The sequence below is a fragment of the Spirillospora sp. NPDC046719 genome (genome assembly GCF_040645715.1).
GTDB lineage: Bacteria > Actinomycetota > Actinomycetes > Streptosporangiales > Streptosporangiaceae > Spirillospora.
Map to the genome: position 1 here is coordinate 18,928 of NZ_JBEYYT010000028.1, position 19,740 is coordinate 38,667.

At 72.0% G+C, this 19,740-nt stretch carries 17 protein-coding genes; 8 read left to right on the top strand and 9 right to left on the bottom strand.

Going from position 1 to position 19,740, the window contains the following annotated elements; translation table 11 throughout:
* The first annotated feature begins 4 nt into the window (after positions 1-4).
* The 3 genes from ABZ914_RS07815 (at position 5) to ABZ914_RS07825 (ending at position 3,266) form a co-directional block, all read left to right on the top strand.
* On the top strand, positions 5-442 hold the full coding sequence (locus ABZ914_RS07815) for an acyl-CoA thioesterase (protein ID WP_190864228.1): 438 nt from the start codon (positions 5-7) through the stop codon (positions 440-442).
* 163 nt (positions 443-605) lie between these two features.
* On the top strand, positions 606-2,027 hold the full coding sequence (locus tag ABZ914_RS07820) for a S28 family serine protease (RefSeq protein WP_500192290.1): 1,422 nt from the start codon (positions 606-608) through the stop codon (positions 2,025-2,027).
* Between the two features lie 237 nt (positions 2,028-2,264).
* Positions 2,265-3,266 (top strand): IS481 family transposase, encoded by a 1,002-nt coding sequence (locus ABZ914_RS07825; RefSeq protein ID WP_500192291.1) that lies wholly within the window; start codon positions 2,265-2,267, stop codon positions 3,264-3,266.
* Positions 3,267-3,685: 419 nt separating this feature from the next.
* Here the strand turns inward: ABZ914_RS07825 and ABZ914_RS07830 are convergent, their stop codons facing one another.
* The 4 genes from ABZ914_RS07830 to ABZ914_RS07845 all read right to left on the bottom strand — a co-directional run bounded on the left by ABZ914_RS07830 (position 3,686) and on the right by ABZ914_RS07845 (position 7,362).
* Positions 3,686-5,272 (bottom strand): glycoside hydrolase family 13 protein, encoded by a 1,587-nt coding sequence (locus ABZ914_RS07830; protein ID WP_500192292.1) that lies wholly within the window; start codon positions 5,270-5,272, stop codon positions 3,686-3,688.
* Positions 5,273-5,290: 18 nt separating this feature from the next.
* Entirely contained in the window at positions 5,291-5,674 is a 384-nt protein-coding gene (locus ABZ914_RS07835; protein ID WP_151541436.1) for a globin, read from the bottom strand.
* 70 nt (positions 5,675-5,744) lie between these two features.
* Positions 5,745-6,743, bottom strand: coding sequence for a mechanosensitive ion channel family protein (locus tag ABZ914_RS07840; RefSeq protein ID WP_500192293.1), 999 nt, complete (start codon positions 6,741-6,743; stop codon positions 5,745-5,747).
* Between the two features lie 217 nt (positions 6,744-6,960).
* A complete protein-coding gene (locus ABZ914_RS07845; protein ID WP_500192294.1) occupies positions 6,961-7,362 on the bottom strand; it encodes a hypothetical protein in 402 nt (133 codons plus the stop codon).
* Positions 7,363-7,770: 408 nt separating this feature from the next.
* Between ABZ914_RS07845 and ABZ914_RS07850 the strand changes: the two genes are divergently transcribed.
* Together ABZ914_RS07850 and ABZ914_RS07855 are read left to right on the top strand one after the other, a co-directional pair.
* Positions 7,771-9,438 (top strand): NsdA family TPR-like regulatory protein, encoded by a 1,668-nt coding sequence (locus ABZ914_RS07850; protein ID WP_500192295.1) that lies wholly within the window; start codon positions 7,771-7,773, stop codon positions 9,436-9,438.
* Positions 9,439-9,444: 6 nt separating this feature from the next.
* A complete protein-coding gene (locus ABZ914_RS07855; RefSeq protein ID WP_500192296.1) occupies positions 9,445-10,158 on the top strand; it encodes a GNAT family N-acetyltransferase in 714 nt (237 codons plus the stop codon).
* 106 nt (positions 10,159-10,264) lie between these two features.
* Here ABZ914_RS07855 and ABZ914_RS07860 read toward each other — a convergent pair whose 3' ends face one another.
* Positions 10,265-11,071, bottom strand: a complete 807-nt coding sequence (locus tag ABZ914_RS07860; protein ID WP_433149806.1) for a methyltransferase domain-containing protein — start codon at positions 11,069-11,071, stop codon at positions 10,265-10,267.
* 85 nt (positions 11,072-11,156) lie between these two features.
* On the bottom strand, positions 11,157-13,235 hold the full coding sequence (locus tag ABZ914_RS07865) for a prolyl oligopeptidase family serine peptidase (RefSeq protein ID WP_500192297.1): 2,079 nt from the start codon (positions 13,233-13,235) through the stop codon (positions 11,157-11,159).
* A 345-nt stretch (positions 13,236-13,580) separates the two neighbouring features.
* Between ABZ914_RS07865 and ABZ914_RS07870 the strand changes: the two genes are divergently transcribed.
* Both ABZ914_RS07870 and ABZ914_RS07875 read left to right on the top strand, forming a co-directional pair.
* A complete protein-coding gene (locus tag ABZ914_RS07870; protein ID WP_173095744.1) occupies positions 13,581-14,090 on the top strand; it encodes an HNH endonuclease in 510 nt (169 codons plus the stop codon).
* A 32-nt stretch (positions 14,091-14,122) separates the two neighbouring features.
* Positions 14,123-14,341 (top strand): FmdB family zinc ribbon protein, encoded by a 219-nt coding sequence (locus tag ABZ914_RS07875; RefSeq protein ID WP_190864213.1) that lies wholly within the window; start codon positions 14,123-14,125, stop codon positions 14,339-14,341.
* A gap of 111 nt (positions 14,342-14,452) precedes the next feature.
* Here ABZ914_RS07875 and ABZ914_RS07880 read toward each other — a convergent pair whose 3' ends face one another.
* The 3 genes from ABZ914_RS07880 to ABZ914_RS07890 all read right to left on the bottom strand — a co-directional run bounded on the left by ABZ914_RS07880 (position 14,453) and on the right by ABZ914_RS07890 (position 18,088).
* The gene (locus ABZ914_RS07880) at positions 14,453-14,806 is read right to left on the bottom strand and encodes a DUF1330 domain-containing protein (protein WP_190864211.1); all 354 of its coding nucleotides are present in this window, start codon (positions 14,804-14,806) and stop codon (positions 14,453-14,455) included.
* 184 nt (positions 14,807-14,990) lie between these two features.
* Positions 14,991-16,841, bottom strand: a complete 1,851-nt coding sequence (gene ilvD / locus ABZ914_RS07885) for a dihydroxy-acid dehydratase (RefSeq protein ID WP_500192298.1) — start codon at positions 16,839-16,841, stop codon at positions 14,991-14,993.
* Between the two features lie 419 nt (positions 16,842-17,260).
* The gene (locus ABZ914_RS07890; protein WP_190864207.1) at positions 17,261-18,088 is read right to left on the bottom strand and encodes a nuclease-related domain-containing protein; all 828 of its coding nucleotides are present in this window, start codon (positions 18,086-18,088) and stop codon (positions 17,261-17,263) included.
* Positions 18,089-18,311: 223 nt separating this feature from the next.
* Here ABZ914_RS07890 and ABZ914_RS07895 point away from each other — a divergent pair, with 223 nt between their 5' ends.
* Entirely contained in the window at positions 18,312-19,736 is a 1,425-nt protein-coding gene (locus tag ABZ914_RS07895; RefSeq protein ID WP_500192299.1) for an amidase, read from the top strand.
* Positions 19,737-19,740: the final 4 nt, after the last annotated feature.

Here is a 19,740-nt window from a genome sequence, read left to right on the forward strand (position 1 = left end):
GGACATGCAGCAGACCGACCTGCCCGCGGCCGAGTACCGGCACGTCTACGAGTTCTACATCCGGTTCGGGGACATCGACTCCCAGGGCCATGTGAACAACGTCAAGTTCCTCGGCTACCTCGAGGACGCGCGCCTGGAGATGTTCCACGGCGACCCGGTGCGCAAGGGCGAGCAGCCGGTCCGGGGCATGGTGATCTCCCGGCACGAGATCGACTACCGGCTGCCGCTGCTGCCGACCGTCTACCCGATCCGCGTCGAGACGTGGGTGACGGAGGCGCGCGCCGCGTCGTTCAAGCTGGCCTACGAGGTGCGCGACGACGAGAACGTGTACGCGACCGCCACCTCGACGCTCGTCGCGTTCGACGTGGAGGCCAACCGGCTGCGCCGCTTCACGCCGGAGGAGCGCGAGTTCATCGGACGGTACGTCGTCCCCGCGGAGTGAGTCCCGCCGCCCGTCCCAGCCGCATGCGCGACGCCCGCGGCCGTTCGCGTGATGACCATGGCGTCACGGATAAATAACAAGCGCAACAGCAATCCGTTTTCGCCGCACATATCCCTCTAGGGTCGCGTCGCGAAATGTGGCGAACCCACGTGGAAGGGACGAAATGCGGCGCATCTCACGAGGAGCGATCGCCCTGCTGCTCGCCGCGGGCATGGCCGGCACCGGCGCCACCGCGGCGCAGGCGGCGACCCCCGCGACGGCGGGCAGGGCGGCTCAGCCGGACGACATCCTCGCCCGGCTCAAGGCCATCCCCGGCATGCAGGTGACGGAGAAGGCCTCGACGATCCCCGGCTACCGCTGGTTCTGGCTCGAGTACCGGCAGCCCGTCGACCACCGCAACCCGAACGGGCAGTGGTTCGAGCAGCGGATCATGCTCCAGCACAAGTCGGCGGACCGCCCGATGGTGCTCTACACCAGCGGCTACGACACCCCCGAGACCATGTTCACCGCCGAGCCGACCGCGCTCGTCGACGGCAACCAGATCTCCGTGGAGTACCGCTACTTCACCCCGTCCCGGCCCGAGCCGACGGACTGGAAGAAGGACACGATCTGGCAGGCCGCCACCGACGAGCACCGGATCGTCGGCGCGCTCAAGACGATCTACAAGGGCAAGTGGATCTCGACGGGCGCCAGCAAGGGCGGCATGACCGTCGTCTACCACAAGCGCTTCTACCCCCGCGACGTCGACGGCAGTGTCGTTTACGTGGCGCCCAACGACGTCGACAACAACTCCGACGGCGCCTACGACAAGTTCTTCAAGACCGTCGGAACCGACCCCGGGTGCCGCACCCACGTGGAGGCCCTCGCCCGCGAGTTCCTCAAGCGCCGCCCCGCCATGCTCGAACGGTTCAAGGCCGCCGCCGCGCAGAACGGCTGGACGTTCGACATCCTGCGCACCCCGGACCGCGCGTTCGAGAACTCCGTCATGGACTACGTGTGGGGCTTCTGGCAGTACCATCTGCAGTCGGACTGCGCCTCGCTGCCCGCCGTGAACGCCTCGGACGACGACCTCTACAAGACGCTCGACGACATCTCGGGGCTGTCGTTCTACACCGACCAGGGCCTCGCCCCCTACATCCCGTACTACTACCAGGCGGGCACCCAGCTCGGCTGGCCATCGCCGAAGTTCAAGTACCTGCGCCCCCTGCTGCGGTACGAGAGCAGCTACCAGCCGCGCACCTACGTCCCGCGCGACATCCCGATGCGCTTCGACGGCGGTAAGGCGATGCGCGACATCGACGGCTGGGTGAAGGGGCACGCCGACCACATGCTGTTCCTCTACGGCCAGAACGACCCGTGGGGAGCCGAGCCGTTCCGCCTCGGAAACGGCAGCCGCGACTCCGCCGTCTACGTCGCCCCCGGCATGAACCACAGCGGCCGCCTCATCGCGCACCTGCCCGGCGCGCAGCAGGCCGAGGCGAAGGCCGACGTGCTGCGCTGGGCCGGCGTCCAGGCCCAGGCCAAGACCCTCACCACCGGCCCGTCCGCCGACGACCCGCTCCAGCTCCAGCGCCCGCCCATGTGACCCAGGGGGACGACCCCCCTGGAACCCCCCGTTGCGACGGAGGGGCTGTTTCCCCGCTCCGCTAGCGCTCCGCGGCGAAACAGCCCCTCCGTCGTCGGGCATGCCCGCTCCACTCGCTAGCTGTAGTGACCACGGACGTTGGTGACGGCGACACGGCTTGATGAGCTTGAAAAGGATGAGGACCTCCTGGCGAGGTGTGTGTCACCACAACATGCACATCTCGTCCGGGAGGTCCTCGTGGTCCACGCTAACGCCAAACTCGCGCCGGCCGGGCGGTTGGAGCTGGCCTGTTGTGTCGTGGAGGAAGGCTGGCCGCTGCGGCGTGCGGCCGAGCGGTTCCAGGTCTCACCCACCACCGCCAAACGCTGGGCCGACCGCTACCGGCAGTCGGGGACGGCGGGGATGGCCGACCGTTCCAGCCGCCCCCACCACAGCCCGGCCCGCACACCCCAGCGGACCGAGCGGCGGATCATCGGCCTGCGCGTCACCGCCCGGCTGGGACCGGCCCGCATCGCCTTCCGGCTGGGTCTGCACGCCTCCACCGTGCACCGCGTCCTGACCCGCTACCACTGCCCGCCACTGGCACACCTGGACCGCGCCACCGGCCGCCCGATACGCCGCACCGCCGTCCGCCGCTACGAACACCCCGCCCCCGGCGACCTGGTCCACGTCGACATCAAGAAACTCGGCAACATCCCCGACGGCGGCGGCTGGCGCACCGTCGGCAAACGACAAGGCGACCGCAACGCCCGCGCCACCACCCCACACCGCCGCAACGGGCGCGCCGTGATCGGTTACGGCTACCTGCACACCGCCATCGACGACCACTCCCGCCTGGCCTACACCGAGATCCTGACCGACGAGCGCAAGGAAACCGCCGCCGCGTTCTGGCGCCGCGCCCACCGGTTCTTCACCGACGCCGGGATCACCGTCCGCCGCGTCCTGACCGACAACGGCGCCTGCCACCGCTCACGCCCCTGGCGCGACCAACTCGCCGCAGACGGCATCACCCACAAACGCACCCGCCCCTACCGCCCCCAGACCAACGGCAAGGTCGAGCGCTACCACCGCACTCTCCTAGACGAATGGGCCTACGCCCGCCCCTACACCAGCGAACACGAGCGACGCGCCGCACTCGCCCCCTGGCTCCACCTCTACAACCACCACCGCCGACACACCGCACTGGCAGGACAACCACCCGCCAGCCGCGTCACCAACCTTTCAGGTCAGTACAGCTAGCGCTCGCTCCGCGTGCGTGCCCGTGAGTGGCGGCCTAGAAGGCGGATTCTGGAACCAACTCGCTGGCGCTCGCTCCGCGTGCCTGGTCATGAGGGTGTCGGGCCGGGGAGCGATGCTCCGGAATTGCTCGCTCCGCGTGCCTGCCCGGATAGCGGATCCTGGAACCAACTCGCTTCGGCTCGCTCCGGGTGCCTGGTCATGAGGGTATCGGGCCGGGGAGTGACCCTCCGGAAGCCCTTGCTCCGTGTGCCTGCCTGAGTGTGTTGGTCAGTGAGCGACAGCCCGTAGCGGGGGGCGAGACCTGAGGTGTCGCGCGGGCGCGTTATCTGAGCGGTGGGGGCGAAGCCGAAGGCGAGCCCCCACCGCGAAGCTCGCGAAGCGAGGTCGCGCTCGCCCAATCCCGGTCAAGGGCCGAGCCGCTAGGCGAGGCCCTTGGGCCGTGATTGCAACCAAGCTGCGGCGTTGCCGGGGAGGAGGTCGCCGTACATCGGCATGGTCGTCAGCAGCGTCCGTCCGGGTGGGAGCCGGACGGGGTTATCGCCGCAGTTGACCGCGCAGGTCAGCGGTCCGCGGGTGAAGAAGACGGCGGTCTCGGGGGATTCGAGCCACTCCAGTTCCTCGGGCAGCTCTTCCAGCAGTTCGCGGCGCTGCGCCAGTGCCCGCCGGTAGAACGCCAGCATCGAGGACGGCTCGGCGGCCTGCGCCTCCGCCGTCAGCGACGCCCATCCCGCCGGCATCGGCAGCCACGGGCGGACGCCGTCGGGGGAGAAGCCGTACGGTTCCGCCGTCCCGGACCAGGGGATCGGCACGCGGCAGCCGTCCCGTCCGGGCTGGCTGCCGCCGCTGCGCTTCCAGATCGGGTCCTGGCGGGCGTCGTCGGGCAGGTCGCGGACCTCCGGGAGGCCCAGTTCCTCGCCCTGGTACAGGTACGCCGACCCCGGCAGCGCCAGCAGCATCAGCAGGGCCGCCTTCGCGCGCGCGTACTCCATCCCGGGCACGCCGCCCGGCCGCTCGTAGCGGGTGAGGTGGCGGACGGAGTCGTGGCTGGACAGTACCCAGGTGGGGGCCGCGCCGGTCGGCGCGACGGCCTTCAGCGCCGCCTCCACCACGTCGCGGAACGCCGGCGCCGACCACGGCGCCAGTTGCAGGTCGAACTGGAACACCTGGTGCAGTTCGTCCGGACGCAGGTAGAGCGCGAGGTCCTCGGGGCCGTCGGTCCACACCTCGCCGATCGCCATCCGGTCGTCGCCGTACCCCTCCAGGATGCGGCGCCAGCGCCGGTAGATCTCGTGGACCTCGGGACGGCTGTAGATCGGCCCGTTCGCGACCCGGCGGCCGCGGCCGTTCAGGTCGCCGAGGGAGGCGTCCTTGACGAGCCCGGCGGCGACGTCGATGCGGAAGCCGTCCACGCCCCGGTCGAGCCAGAACCGCAGGACGTCCTCGAACTCGGCCCGCACCTCCGGGTTGCGCCAGTTGAAGTCCGGCTGCTCGGCGGCGTAGAGGTGCAGGTACCACTCCCCGTCGGGGACGCGCGTCCACGCCGGCCCGCCGAACGCGGACGGCCAGTCGTTCGGCGGGTCCACTTCGTCGGGATTCTCCCCTGGCCTTCCGGCGCGGAAAATGTAGCGGTCCCGTTCCGGGGATCCCGGCGGTGACGCCAGCGCCTCCTGGAACCACCGGTGCCGGTCGGACGAGTGGTTCGGCACGATGTCCACGATCAGCTTGAGGCCGTGCGCGTGGGCGTCCGCCACCAGCGCGTCGAAGTCCGCCAGCGTGCCGAACCGGGGGTCGACGTCCCGGTAGTCGGCCACGTCGTAGCCGCCGTCCGCGAGCGGCGAGGTGTAGAAGGGCGTCAGCCACAGCGCGTCCACGCCCAGGTCGCGCAGGTACGGCAACCGCGACCTGATCCCCTGGAGATCGCCCTCGCCGTTCCCGTCGGAGTCGGCGAAGCTGCGGACGTAGACCTCGTAAACGACGGCGTTGCGCCACCAGGGGGTTCGCGTCATGTACAGCGATCTACCCGCTCAGGAGGGCGCGTTCACCATGCTTCGCGCGGCCATCGTGAAGTAGTCCCAGAGCATCTTCTCCAGTTGCTCGGGAAGTTCCAGTTCGTCCACCGCGACCCGCATGTGCTTCAGCCACGCGTCCCGCTCGGCCTCGCCGATGACGAAGGGGACGTGCCGCATCCTCAACCGGGGGTGGCCCCGCCGCTGGCTGTAGGTGTTCGGGCCGCCCCAGTACTGGATGAGGAAGAGCCGGAGCCGCTCCTCGGCGGGGCCGAGGTCCTCCTCCGGGTAGAGGGCGCGAAGGTCGGGGTCTTCAGCGACACCCTGGTAGAAGCGGTGCACCAGCCGGTGGAAGGTCTCCTCGCCGCCGACCGCTTCGTAGAAGGTCACCTGTTCAGTCATGGCGCTGCCCACCCTATGCGATCGGCGGCCCGGTGATCAGCCGCACGGACCGGCCCGCGGCCGCGGGCGGTCAGGTCGTCGCCGGGGTGGCGACCGCCACGCCCGCGTCGTCGAACGCGTTCTTCACCCGTTCGCGCAGCTCCCGGGCGATCTCGCCCTGCTTGCCGGGCGCGGTCTTGAGGACGACCCGGATCACGAGCGCGTCGCCGGCGAGCGCCTGCACGCCCCACACCGACGGCTTCTCCAGGATCATGTCCTCCCAGCCGGGGGAGGCCGCCAGCTCGTCCGCCGTGGTCTGGAGGATCTCCTTGACCTTCTCGGTGTCCTCGCGGATGTCGACCGGGATGTCCAGGACGGCGCGGCCCCAGTTCTGCGACTCGTTCCCGACCTTCTTGATCTCGCCGTTCGGCACGTACCAGACGACGCCGTTGACGTCGCGCATCCGGGTGACCCGCAGGGTGACGGCCTCGACCGTCCCCTTGGCCGAGCCCACGTCGATGATGTCGCCGACGCCGTACTGGTCCTCCAGGAGCATGAACAGCCCGGCGAGGAAGTCCTTGACGATGTTCTGCGCGCCGAAGCCGACCGCCACGCCGATCACGCTCGCGCTGGCCAGGATCGGGGCGAGGTTCAGCCCGAGCGAGCCGAGGATGCTGAACGCCGCCGTCCCCATGATCACGATGGACGAGACCGAGCGCAGTACCGAGCCGAGCGTCTTGGCGCGCTGCGCCCGCCGCTGGTTCAGCAGCGCGGGGCTGCCCTCGAAGACCGTCCGGGACCGCTCCCTGACCTTCTCGGACATGGTGCCCTCGGACATCCGCACCGTCACCTTGGTGATCATCCGGTGCGCGATGTTCCGCACGACGAGCGCGAACGCGAAGGTGAGGATGATCGACAGGACGGTGCCGAGGGGCTTGTCGAGCCACGTGGCGTAGAAGTGGGTGAAGTCGGTGCTGTGGGAGACGTTCCAGACCAGCCGGCAGCCGGTGCTCGGCGTCTGGTCGCGGCAGGCCGCCTCCGGCGTGCCGTCCTGTGCCCAGGGCAGCAGCGACTGCGCATCCACCAACATCTCGGGCAGACCCTCCCCGGCCTTTGTGGGTGTCTCGACACCTCGCCGTGGACCTGCGGCGGGTACGAGCCCGATCGTAGGGGACGGTAACGACCGGTTCGTACTCCGCGGGCTACGTGTCTTGACAAGGCCGGGGAGGGACTTTCGGCGAGCGTGCCCCGCGTGGTCCGCGGCTGCCGCGCCGTTCCGGCCACGGCCGCGCGGGGCACGCCCGGCTCTAGGGGCGGCCCGCCGGCCGCATCGCGCGGGCGGGCCGCTGATCGAGGGGCTGCAGGACGTGCGCGAGCTTCCCGGCGGCGCCGTCCACGTCGTCGGCGCGGTGCATGCGCTCGCCCCAGGACCACCAGAAGTAGTGCTCGTGGGATCCGGGGGCGGGCGCGCAGGTGACGTCCTCGGCCAGGCTCGCCGCGGCCGGGTTCACCACCCGCAGGAACGCCGGGCCCGAGCGGGTCCGGACCACGCGGGCGACCAGGCCGCGGGCGTCGAGCTCGCGCTCCAGCGCCCGGAGATGGCCGACGCGTCCGTCGCTGACCACCTGCGTTCCCCCTCCCTCGGCCGTGCCCGGCGCCGCTGCGCCGGTGCGCTCCTGTACCGCCGGTTCCTGCGTTGACGTCTGCATCGCCGATCCCTCGTCGCCGGCCCCGGCGTGCGCGGCGCGTGACCGCGCGGCGCCGGGACGGCCGGCAAATGATCAACCCTCTGGATCCGTACTGTCGCTCCCGGTGAGAATTGCAACTCTCACAGTGCTGGGTCAAGGGAGTCACTGTCCGGCGAAGTACCGGATTACCCCACCTCAGAGGAAGCTTCACACCCCTCGGAGGAAGAATCTCTACCCTGGGGTGTCAGGACGCATCCGAAGCCCCCGTCTTTCTCCGGAACCGCTTGGCCCGTCCCGCCGTGAGGGTTACGCTGCGTGCGCGAGAGATTATCTGTCGTGGCCATCTATTGACCGGTCGCCGTGGCCTGGACGACCGCCCTTCCCCCGGAGGGGCGCCGTTCCGGCCCGACGGTGAGGAGGCCGGAATCGATGTCGGACCCCCCTCGGAAAGAAACGGACGTGGCTCGCCGGATCCGCGCGCACGCTCTGGCCCGAGGGCGCAGCCCGCAGGAGATCGCGCACGAGATCCACGAGCAGTGCGGCCCCCTGTTCGGCACCAGCCGGGTCAAGGCGCATCGCCTGGCCCACGGGGTCGCGCTGTCCGACATCGTGGCCCAGGTCAGGGCCCTGTACGAGGTCGACGGCAAGCCGCCGCCCCGGCTCGGGGAGACGCTGCTGTCGGCCTATGAGAGCGGGTACAAAAGACCCGGTCCCGAGTATCTGCACTACCTGTGCGCCGTGTACCGCGTCGAGCCCGATCAGCTCGACTACAAGAGCCCCTGCATCTGCGGCCGGGGACACGCCGTGCGGCCGGGGGCCGCCACGGTGCCGCAGCCGCGGGCGCCGGAACGGCTCGCCGCACAGCAGCCCGACGTACCGCTCGTCGGGTCGATCATCCCCAGGGCGGAGGACCGCCACTGGGTGGACGTCAACGACCTACGGGGCCCCGACCGCGCCGACGGCCCCCTGTCCATTGATGTGGGAGAGGAGGACATCGTGCTTCGTAGGACCCTTCTGCAATTGCTGGCCGGAGCGGGCGTGGCGCTCGACGGTCAGTTCCTTGGGGCGGTCGACAACCTTCGGCGCAAGATGGACGACACGCTGGTCGGCGCGACGGTCTCGCCGACCATGCTCGACCAATGGGAGGAGACCACCTACGGCTACGGCCGGCAGTACCAGGCGACGCCGTCGCTGCGGATGCTGTGCGACGTGCTGCTGGACTTCAGCGAGGTGCGGCGCATGTGCGACAAGCGGCAGCCGGTCGAGCTGCAGGAGCGGCTGTGCCGGATCGCGGCGCAGCTGTCCGGGCTGTCCGGGCTGATCATGATCAATCTGGGCGACCACCGGCTGGCCCGCTCGTTCTTCCGGACCGCGCGCACCGCGGCCGACGAGACCGGGGACCGCCAGCTGCGCGCCTGGGTGACCGTCCGCGAGTCGCTCGTCCCGATGTACTACGGCGACCCCCGCGAGGCGCTGCACCTGGCGCGCAAGGCGCAGGACCTGGCCGGCCGCACCCCCGGTGTGGCGGCGGCCATGGCGCCCGCGGTGGAGGCCCGCGCGCTCGGCATGCTGGCGATGCGCGGACGCGGCGACGCCGCGCCCAGCGCCCGCAGGGCGCTCGTACGCGGGCGCTCGGTGTTCGACCAATTGTCCAAGACCGACACGAACGACCTGGTCTTCGGCTTCACCGACCGGCAGATGGCCTTCTATGAGGGCGACACGTTCACCAATCTCGGCGACCACAAGCACGGCGACGAGGTGCTGAGCCACGCGCTGACGCTGTACGCGCCGACCGACCGCGTCGACCTGACTCTCGTGCGCCTCGACCGGGCGATGTGCAGGTTCCACGCCGGGAACCCGGACGCGGCGCTGGCCGGCGGCCAGGAGGCGATCCTCGACCTGCCCCCCGACCACCGGTCCGACATCCTGGTGCACCGGGCCCGCCAGATCGGCGCCGCCGTGCAGGCCAAGCACGGCGAGATCCCCGGGCTGCGGGAGTTTCGCGAGGCGCTCGCGGGGCCCTGGGTCACCAGCCCCACCAAGGAACCCGCCCCCACCGGGGAGCGGCCCCCCGTTCCCCCGACCGAGCAGGTCTGACCGGGGATGGGAACGCCTGACAGCGCCTCCTGGCAGGACGGTTCCGCGCCCGGAGCGGAACCCGCGGGCCCGGAGGCCGGGCCCGCGCCGACCCCGGGCCCCGAGGCCGGGCCCTCCGCGCCGTCCACCGCGGATCCTCGTCCCCGCCGCCGCGCCCTGGTGCGGCTGCAGGACGATCCCCCCGTCTGGAGCTTCGGCGAACTGCGGCTGCGCCGCTACCGGGCCTCCGACCACGCCACCGTCCTCGCCCTGCACCGCGAGGGCCTGGCGCAGGTGGGCCTGCGTCCCGGCGACGGCGTCTACTACGACCACGACTTCTTCCGGATGGAGGACATCTACCTGCGCAATGACGGCGAGTTCCTCGTCGGCGAGGTGGACGGGCAGATCGTCGCCATGGGCGGTCTGCGGCGCGCCGACCTCGTTCCCGGGGGCCGGGCACGGGCGTTCGGCGGCTACGCGCCGGGCGCCTGCGTGCTCGACGCGGTGGAGATGGTGCGGTTGCGGGTGCGGCCGGCCGCGCAGCGGCGCGGCTACGGAGCCGCCGTCGTCTCCGCGCTGGAGGAACGCGCCGCGGAGTACGGGTACCGGGTCCTGCGCGGCGACACGACCGAGCTGCAGGCCCCGGCGCTCGCCCTGTACCGCAAGTTCGGCTGGAGGGAGACGCGCCGCGAGGTGATCGGCGGCATCGTCAACATCTACATCGAGAAGGAACACCGCTGAGGACACCCGAGCCGCGGGACGGCGCGCCGGCGGCGCGGCGCGGCGCGCGAGCGCCCGCGGCTCGGGGCGTGTTCACACCCCACCGGGAGGACGGGGGAGCGGAGGCTCATGCGGCCGGGAGGGTCCCGCCCACCAGCTGCATGAGGGGGTAGCGGTGCCGGCGGACGCCGGTGAACCCGCGGTCGGCGAGCGCCCCGGTGATCTCCCGGTCGCCGAACACCGTGTACCCGGTGGCGCGGCGGATCAGCTCGCCGCCGACCCTGGACGCGCGCAGCGGCGTCAGCCGCCGCGAGGTGAGGATGATCAACCGGCCGCCCGGGCGCAGCACCCGGGTCATCCCGTCGACGGCCGTCCACGGGTCGTCGAACAGGTACAGCGCCCCGAAGCAGCAGACGGCGTCGAACGTCGCGTCGCGGAACGGCAGGTCGACGGCGTTGCCGCGGACATAGCAGACCTCGCCGCCGGGCGGGGTGTCGGCCTCGGCGCGGGCCAGCATGGTGGCGGAGGCGTCCAGCCCGACGACGAGACCGTCCTCGCCGACCCCCTCGGCGAGCGCGCGGGTCACGTTGCCCGGCCCGCACGCCACGTCCAGCACGGTCGCGGCCGGACGGCCGGCCTCGCCCGGCTGCCCGAGCCCCAGCCAGTCGCGGGCCGTGGCCTGCTCGGCGGCCGTGTCGGGGCCGAGCGGCCAGCCCTTGGCCAGGTTGAACCCGACGGGCCGCCAGACCTTCTCGTAGATCCGCGGCAGGAACGTCGACTCCATGACGGACTGGGCGAGCGACGGCGCCCGCTCCTCGGCGGGACCGAGCAGGTCGAGGTAGCCGGCCGACAGGTCCGGCTCGGCGGGCGGCTCGCGCAGGAGCCCCAGCACCCGGTCCACCGCGGACGGACTGCGCACCATCGACACGTTCACCCCCTTATTAGATCACCCGTCAATTTCGTCCCGCCAGGCGCGGTGGCTGTGACCCGGCCCACGCCCCGGTGCCTCCGCGCCCAGGTCAGGCCAGGTCGAGGCCGGTCTGCGCGGCCATGAAGCCGAGGGTGTCGGCCATCAGGTCCACGGACCGGCTGACGGACCGCGCGGCGTGCCCGACCTCCGACTCGTTGCGCAGCAGGATCGGCGCGTCCGACGCCGTCGCGTGCTGGAGCGCCGCGCACAGCTTGCGGGCGTGCAGCGGGTCCACGCGGGTGTCGCTGCCGAACGTGGTGAACAGCGTCGCCGGATACGCCGTCCCCGGGTGGACGTGGTGGTACGGCGAGTAGCCGATCAGCCAGCCGAACTCCACCGGGTCGTCCGCCGTCCCGTACTCGTCGTTCCACGTCTGGCCGAGCCCGAACCGCTCGTAGCGGACCATGTCCAGCAGCGGCGCCGAGCAGACCACCGCCCGGTACAGGTCGGGACGCTGGGTGAGCGCGGCCCCGACGAGCAGCCCGCCGTTGGACCCGCCGGAGATCGCCAGCTGCGCCGGGGTGGTCAGGCCGTCGGCGATCAGCTTCTCGGCGGCGGCGTGGAAGTCGTCGAACACGTTCTGCTTGCGCTCGCGCATGCCCGCGCGGTGCCACTCCTCGCCCTCCTCGGAGCCGCCGCGCAGGTTCGCGATCGCGTAGACGCCGCCGGCCTCCACCCAGGCCAGGATGCTCGCCGAGTACGACGGCGTCAGCGAGATGTTGAAGCCGCCGTAGCCGTACAGGATCGCCGGGCGCGGGCCGGACGCGCCCGGACGGGACGCCACCAGCATCCGCACCTCGGTGCCGTCCGCCGACGCGTACGTCACCTGCCGGGTCTCGATCTCGGGGACCTCCACGCTGCCCGGCGCGTTCGCCCACAGGCTCGTCTCCCCGGTCCGGGCGTCGTAGCGGAGCACCGACGACGGCGTGACGTTGTCGGTGTAGCCGAACCACGCCTCGTGGCCGCCCTCGGGCCGCTCGACGATCCCGCCGATCGAGCCGAGCCCCGGCGTCGGGACCGTGCCGAGCCGCTCGCCGGACGCCAGGTCGTGCACGGTGATCTCGCTGATCGCGTGCCGCGTCCAGCCGGCGAGCAGGACCGGCGCCTCCAGATCGTCGAGGACGGCGTAGTCGGTGAGGACGGCCTCGGGGTCCTGCGGGACCAGGTCCCGCCACGACTCGTACGACGGGTCGGACGGGTCGGTCACGCATAGCCGGGACCGCGGCGCATCCCGGTCGGTGAAGACGTAGGCGCGCCCGTCCCGCCCCACGTGCAGCCACGTCTCGGCGTCGACGCCGACCTGCACCGGCCGCAGTTCGGGGCGTTCGAGCGGCGAGGCCGACAGGTCCGCCAGCCACAGGTCGTTGCGCGGCGCCGTGCCCTGCGAGGCCGACACCGTCAGCCACCGCCCGTCGCGGCTGACGCCGACGCCGTAGTAGTTGGTCTTGTCCATCCCCTCGCCGAAGATCAGGACGTCGTCGGTCTCCGGTTCGGCGCCGACCCGGTGCAGGTAGACGCGCCGGTGGTACTGCTCCTCGCCCTCCGGGACGGACCGCGCGGGCAGCCGCCGCACGTAGTAGAACGCCTCGCCACCGGGCAGCCAGGCGATGCCGGACGACCGGGTCCGGTCGATCGGCCCCTCCACCCGCTCGCCGGTGGCGACGTCGATCACGAACAGCAGCGACTCCTCGTCCCCGCCCGTCGAGATCTTGTACGCCAGCAGCCGGCCCTCCTTGTCGGGCTGCCAGCCGTCCAGCGTCGTCGTGCCGGCCGGGTCGAGCGCCATCGGGTCGACCAGGACCCGCTCGGAGCCGTCCGGGTCGACGGTGTAGAGCACGGGGTGCTCCTGCTCGGCGGTCCGCCGGGTGAAGAACCGCCGGTCGCCGCGCCAGACCGGGGAGCCGACGCTGCCCGCGCCGAGCAGTTCCCCGAGCCGGCGGCGCAGCCGCTCGCGGCCCGGGTACGCGTCGGTGACCTTGTGGAACAGCTCGTCCTGTGCGGCGAGCCACTCCCGGGTCTCGTCGCTCTCCGCGTCCTCCAGCCACCGGTACGGGTCGGCGACCCGGTGGCCGTGGATGTCCTCGACGATGTCCTGGCGCCGCGCGGGCGGATAAGGCGTTCCGGTCATGGATGCACTGTATTCACCGGTGCGGGCCATCCGCCCGATCAAACCGCCCGGCACGGCGGCCGGCGGGGCGGTCGGCAGGGCTCGGCAAGGCGGTCTGTAGGGCGTCCGGCAGGGCGCCCGGCGCGCAATGCCTGGGTTTTTGCGTTCGATCTGGCCCTTCGATGGGGATATTTGGGGTAGCGGTCGGGCTCCCTCAGCCGCCACACTGATTCCAGGTCGGTTCGCCTCTGGGGAGGTCCTCATGGCGAGTGCGCAGGTGCCGGAGACAATATTCGGGCCTCGGTGCGAGGCGCGGTCAGCCGCGTCCGCCGAGGCGAAACCCGACACGCCGGCGGAGGCCGTCTGATGAGACAGGTCCTTCTCCTGAACGCGACGTACGAACCACTCACCACGCTCCCGCTGCGGCGGGCGGTCTGCCTCGTGCTCCGGGAGAAGGCCGAGATCGTCCACCACGACGTCTCGGGGGCCACCCTGCATTCGGCGACCATGGAGGTCGAGGTCCCGTCGGTGATCCGGCTCCGCCGCTACGTCCGGATCCCGTTCCGGACCCGCGTCCCGCTCACCCGCGCCGCCCTCATGCGCCGCGACAACTTCCGCTGCGTCTACTGCGGCCGCCGCGCCGAGACCATCGACCACGTCCATCCGCGCAGCCGCGGCGGCAAGCACGTCTGGGAGAACTGCGTCGCGTCCTGCATGACCTGCAACCACCGCAAGGCCGACCGGCTGCTGTCCGAACTCGGCTGGACGCTCGGGATGACCCCCGGCGTCCCGCGCGGGGCGCACTGGCGGCTGATCGGCATCGTCCACGACGGCGACCCCCAGTGGGCGCCGTACGTGACCGAGCCCGCGGCGTGACCGGGGCGGCCGCGTGACCGTATCCTGTCCTCGTGCCACGCTATGACTACCGCTGCCGCGCGTGCGGGTCGACGTTCGAGGTCTCCCGCCCGATGATCAACGCGTCGGACCCGGCGACCTGCCCGGCCGGCCATGACGACACGGTGAAGCTGCTGTCCACGGTCGCCGTGACCGGCACGTCCCGCGGCGGCGCCCCCGCGCCTCCGCCGAGCGCGGGCGGCGGCTGCTGCGGCGGGGGCTGCTGCTCCTAGCCCCCGCTCCCGCCCGCGCCGTCCCGGCCCTGCGGCCCTGTGCCGTCCTGGCCACGCGCTGCCCTGACCCTGCGCTGTCCCGGTCTTGCGCTGTCCCGGTCCAACGGCGCGCTAGCCCTGCTGGGCGAGCGCGGCGCGGATCCCGGCGGCCATGGCGGCGCTGTCGTGGTCGGGGCCGCAGCCGTCGATCAGCATGATCGTGCCCGGGACGTGGTCGGCGCGCAGGTGCTTGATCTCCTGGTAGGCGGGCGAGTCGTACCAGGCCCGGGCGCTCTCGATGTCCGGGAACTCCAGCAGGATCAGGTCGCCCTCCCACGTGCCCTCCCGCACGTCGGGGGTCTCGCCGTGCACGATGAAGCGGCCGCCGAACGGGTCCATGGTGGCCTGGATGCGCTCCATGTAGGTGAGCACGTCGTCGTGGATCGGCGACTGGGTGCGCAGGTGGCCGAGGGCGTAGGCGGTCATCGTGACTCCTCCGGGACGTGGATCCCGGGGCCGCCCGGAGGGGCGGCCCCGCTGACATGATCCACTATCCGCCAGGAAGGGAACGGCCGCGATTACCCGACGGGTAATGCCCCGGCGGCCGTGCTCGCCCGAGCACGGCCAGGGGCCGGGCCGCCAGGCCAGGCCCCCTGCGCCGGGATCGCGGTCAGTCCAGCTGCGAGACGTCGCGGGCCGCGCCGGTGGACGCCGACGTCGCCATCGCGGCGTAGGCCCGCAGCGCGGCGCTGACCTTGCGGTCCCGGTTGCGGGGCCGGTAGCCGCCGAGGTCGGCGAGCAGCTTCTCGCGGCGGGTCTCCAGCTCGTCGGCCGGGACGTCCAGCTCCAGCGTCCGGTTCGGGATGTCGATCACCACCCGGTCGCCGTCCTCGACGAGGGCGATGATCCCGCCGCCGGCGGCCTCGGGGGAGGCGTGCCCGATGGACAGCCCGGACGTGCCGCCGGAGAACCGCCCGTCGGTGACCAGCGCGCACGCCTTGCCGAGCCCGCGGCCCTTCAGGAAGCTCGTCGGGTACAGCATCTCCTGCATGCCGGGGCCGCCCTTCGGGCCCTCGTACCGGATCACGACGACGTCGCCGGCCTTGACCTTGCCGCCGAGGATGCCCTCGACGGCCTGGTCCTGCGACTCGAAGACGACGGCGGGGCCGGTGAAGGTCCACAGCTCCTCGTCCACGCCGGCGGTCTTGACGATCGCGCCGTCGGGGGCGATGTTGCCGCGCAGCACGGCGAGGCCGCCGTCGGCGGTGTAGGCGTGCTCGACGGAGCGGATGCAGCCGTTCTCGCGGTCGAGGTCCAGCTCCTCCCAGCGGGCGCTCTGCGAGAACGCGGAGGTGCTGCGGACGCCGCCGGGCGCGGCGTGGAACAGCTCGACGGCCTCGGGCAGCGCGTTCGGGGAGCGGACGTCCCACTTGTCGACGAACTCGGTCAGCGACGCCGAGTGGACCGACCGCGCCGTGTCGTGCAGCAGCCCGGCGCGGTGCAGCTCGCCGAGCAGGGCGGGGATGCCGCCGGCGCGGTGGCAGTCCTCGACGTGGTACTTGCCGGTCGCCGGGGCGAGCTTGCAGATGCACGGCACGCGGCGGGACAGCTCGTCGATCTCGGTGAGGCCGAAGTCGACGCCGCCCTCGTAGGCGGCGGCCAGCAGGTGCAGGATCGTGTTGGTGGAGCCGCCCATGGCCACGTCGAGGGTCATGGCGTTCTCGAACGCGTCGCGGGTGGCGATGTTCAGCGGCAGGACGGACTCGTCGTCGCCGTCGTAGTAGCGGCGGGCGATCTCCACGACGGTGCGGCCGGCGTCCTCGTAGAGGCGGCGGCGGGCGGTGTGGGTGGCGAGGACGGTGCCGTTGCCGGGCAGCGCCAGCCCGATCGCCTCGGTGAGGCAGTTCATCGAGTTGGCGGTGAACATGCCGGAGCACGACCCGCAGGTCGGGCAGGCGCTCTCCTCCATCTCGAGCAGCTTGTCGTCGGCCAGCGACGCGTCGGCGGAGGCGATGATCGGGTCGATCAGGTCGAGCTTGTTGCCGTCCATCACGCCCTCGACGGGCTTGCCGGCCTCCATCGGGCCGCCGGAGACGAACACGGTGGGGATGTTCAGCCGCATCGCGGCCAGCAGCATGCCCGGAGTGATCTTGTCGCAGTTGGAGACGCAGACGAGGGCGTCGGCGCAGTGCGCCTGGACCATGTACTCGACGGCGTCGGCGATCACCTCGCGGGACGGCAGCGAGTACAGCATGCCGTCGTGGCCCATCGCGATGCCGTCGTCCACCGCGATCGTGTTGAACTCGCGGGGCACGCCGCCGGCCTCGCGGACGGCGCCGGCGACGACCTTGCCGACCTCGTCGAGGTGGACGTGGCCGGGCACGAACTGGGTGAAGCTGTTGGCCACCGCGACGATCGGCTTGCCGAAGTCCTCGCGTTCGACGCCGCTGGCCCGCATGAGCGCGCGGGCGCCCGCCATGTTCCTGCCATGGGTGACCGTACGTGACCTGAGCGGGGGCATCTTAAGACCTCTCCAACCTGTGCCGTGGTGCCGTGCCGCCGGACGCGTCGCCGCGCCGGGGTCGGCGGGCGGGAGCGAGCGGTGCGCGGTGGAAGCTCTCAGCGGCGGATCGCGACGCTGCCGCCGGCTCAGCGGAGGTCGCGCGCGGGCCGGCCTGTGTCATCCGATGCTACAAGGTCGGGGCCGGAGCTTGGAAAAGCCGGGCACGGCGACGATCGGGTCAGGGGGCCGGAGGCCGGAGGCCGGGTGCTCGGCGGGCCGGTGGGCTCGGTGGGCCGGCGGGAAGGAGCCGGGCCCGCGAGGGGCCCGGTGGGCTCGGCTTCGAGCGTTCGGGCGGCCCAGGGACAGGGCCGCCCCGGGTGACGGAGTCCCGCGCCGTTGCGGGATCCGGTGTCGTGACGGGGTCCGCCGCCGCGGGATCAGCCGTACTTGGGCGGCAGCGCCTTCTCCGCCGCCTGGAAGATCCGCTGGACGTCGGTGTCGGTGAGGATCTTGGGGCGGCGGCGCAGGTACGAGCGGGCCCGGTTGCCCGCGTACACGTCGACGTCCCTGACCCGCATGACCTTCCACGGGATGGACGGCCCGTAGATGGCCACCGAGGGCTGCACGGGCACCTCGAACCCGACCTGCCCGCCGATGATCTTGCTGGCCTGGTCGGCCTCCCAGCGCGCCTCGTCCAGCCGGTCCTTCTTGTTGAAGGGGCCGTGGAAGAGCTTGCGGTGGGACAGGGTGCGCACGGGGAGGCGCTTGTCCCACTTCTCGGAGTCGATGGCGTAGACGCCGCTCGGCCCGATCACCAGGTGGTCGATCCGCCCGTCGCTGACGCCCTCGTCGTCGCGCGGGACGGCCCGGGCGTGCAGCACGAGGTAGCCGTTGCGCTGCAGCGACCTGAGCTGCTTCTCGGTGCGCCGTTCGGCGGCCGAGGACTTCTGCCAGGCCGGGATGCTGGAGTTCCGGCGGGACCGGCGGACGACGTCCACGACGACCGCGAGGACCGCCGCGGTGATGCCGAGCCTGCCGCCGAACACCAGCGTGACGACGATGAGCACCGCCACGGCGACGCCGATCCGCCACGCCCAGGTCCGGACCCGGGGGTCGGCGAGCATCGCGGTGGGCGTCCGGTCGCCGGGGGGACGCTTCTCCGGCTCCTGCATGGGGGGCTGCTCCTGCGCCTCGTCCAGCTGCTCGGGGTCGTCCACGGGCTGTCCCCGCGCCTGCTGCGTGTCGCCCCGCTCCGTGATCGCCATAAGTGACGCTCCGTATCCCTTTCCTATCGGGGGCATGATCCTCCGAGCGCAGAGTAATCATCATGCGCGTCGGCGACTAGTCATGCAGGGTTAATCTTTTGTCGCCGGACGTGAGTGATTGACTTCCGCGCACGGCGGGTACGTGAGTCTTCTACCACCTCTTCCCTGGCAGAGAGTCTCTGCTTTTTGATGCCCGCGGTCGAGCGGTCTAGCGTTCCGGTTCGTGACACATCTCCATGACCTCGGCGCTAGGGAGGCGGCTGACGCCGTCCGCTCGGGGCGGCTGTCCCCGGTCGAGCTGACCGACCACTACCTGGACCGCATCGAACGGCTGAACGCGCAGGTGGGCGCCTATGTGACGGTCACCGCGGAGGCGGCGCGCGAGCAGGCCGCGCGGGCCGAGAAGGCGGTGCTGGACGCCGCGGACCCGGCGGACCTGCCGCCGCTGCTCGGGGTGCCGGTTCCGGTCAAGGATCTGAACATGGTGGACGGCGTGCGGATGACTTCTGGTTCATCCGTTTTTGCCGATTTGACCGGATTTGCGGATGACAGCGTCGTGCGGCTGCTGCGCGCGGCCGGAACGGTCATGCCGGGCAAGACCGCCGTGCCGGAATTCGGGCTGCCCTGCTACACCGAGGGCGACGTCGCGCCGCCCGCCCGCACCCCGTGGGACACGGCCAGGTCGGCGGGCGGTTCCAGCGGCGGCGCCGCCGCGGCCGTCGCGTCGGGGCTGGCCCCGGTCGCCCAGGGCAGCGACGGCGGCGGCTCCATCCGCATCCCGAGCAGCGTCTGCGGCCTGTTCGGGATCAAGCCGACCCGCGGCCGGATCTCCCAGGGGCCGATCGTCCCCGACCTGTTCGGGCTGTCCACCAACGGGCCGATCGCCCGGAGCGTCGAGGACGCCGCGCTGCTGCTGGACGTCATGGCCGGGCCGATGCCCGGCGACCTCTACGCGGCCCCGCCCGTCGAGGGCACGTTCCTGTCGTACGCCGGCCGCCCGCCGGGACGGCTCCGGATCGCCCGCAGCCTGCGGCCCGCCGTGCCCGGCGCCGAGGTGCACCCGGACTGCGTCGCCGCCTACGAGGAGGCGTCCGCGCTGCTGGAGGAGCTCGGGCACGAGGTCGTGGAGCTGCCGCCGGTGCTCGGGCCCGAGATGGTCCCGCACTTCGAGCTGCTCTGGGGTGTCATGGCCACGATGACGCCCGTCCCGGACGGGCGCGAGCACCTCCTCCAGCCGCTCACGCGGTGGCTCCGCGAGCGCGGGAACGCCACGACCGCGCCGCAGCTGTTCCGGGCGCACGCCGCGCTCCAGGGCGCGCTGCGCGCCGCGTTCCCGGTCATGGACGGGTTCGACGCGATCCTGCACCCGACGCTCGCGCAGCCGCCCGTCCCCGTCGGCCACTTCCACGATCAGGAGCCCGAGGAGAACTTCCGGCGCCAGACGCTGTTCACCCCGTTCTGCGCCGCCTACAACATCTCCGGGCAGCCCGCCGTCAACGTGCCGCTGCACTGGAACGCCGACGGGCTGCCCATCGGGATCATGCTCGCGGGGCGGCTCGGCGGCGAGGGGACGCTGATCTCGCTGTCCGCGCAGCTGGAGGAGGCGCGCCCCTGGTCGGGCCGCAAGCCGCCCATCTGGGACGCGTGAGCCC

Bases quoted from the DNA above. Each gene is read 5' to 3' on its own strand.
- ABZ914_RS07850 (WP_500192295.1), top strand. From the start codon at position 7,771: ATGTCGGACCCCCCTCGGAAAGAAACGGACGTGGCTCGCCGGATCCGC.
- ABZ914_RS07890 (WP_190864207.1), bottom strand. From the start codon at position 18,088: ATGGCGATCACGGAGCGGGGCGACACGCAGCAGGCGCGGGGACAGCCC.
- ABZ914_RS07845 (WP_500192294.1), bottom strand. From the start codon at position 7,362: ATGCAGACGTCAACGCAGGAACCGGCGGTACAGGAGCGCACCGGCGCA.
- ABZ914_RS07870 (WP_173095744.1), top strand. From the start codon at position 13,581: ATGAGACAGGTCCTTCTCCTGAACGCGACGTACGAACCACTCACCACG.
- ABZ914_RS07880 (WP_190864211.1), bottom strand. From the start codon at position 14,806: ATGACCGCCTACGCCCTCGGCCACCTGCGCACCCAGTCGCCGATCCAC.
- ABZ914_RS07865 (WP_500192297.1), bottom strand. From the start codon at position 13,235: ATGACCGGAACGCCTTATCCGCCCGCGCGGCGCCAGGACATCGTCGAG.
- ABZ914_RS07815 (WP_190864228.1), top strand. From the start codon at position 5: ATGCAGCAGACCGACCTGCCCGCGGCCGAGTACCGGCACGTCTACGAG.
- ilvD (WP_500192298.1), bottom strand. From the start codon at position 16,841: ATGCCCCCGCTCAGGTCACGTACGGTCACCCATGGCAGGAACATGGCG.
- ABZ914_RS07830 (WP_500192292.1), bottom strand. From the start codon at position 5,272: ATGACGCGAACCCCCTGGTGGCGCAACGCCGTCGTTTACGAGGTCTAC.
- ABZ914_RS07820 (WP_500192290.1), top strand. From the start codon at position 606: ATGCGGCGCATCTCACGAGGAGCGATCGCCCTGCTGCTCGCCGCGGGC.
- ABZ914_RS07855 (WP_500192296.1), top strand. From the start codon at position 9,445: ATGGGAACGCCTGACAGCGCCTCCTGGCAGGACGGTTCCGCGCCCGGA.
- ABZ914_RS07840 (WP_500192293.1), bottom strand. From the start codon at position 6,743: ATGTTGGTGGATGCGCAGTCGCTGCTGCCCTGGGCACAGGACGGCACG.
- ABZ914_RS07835 (WP_151541436.1), bottom strand. From the start codon at position 5,674: ATGACTGAACAGGTGACCTTCTACGAAGCGGTCGGCGGCGAGGAGACC.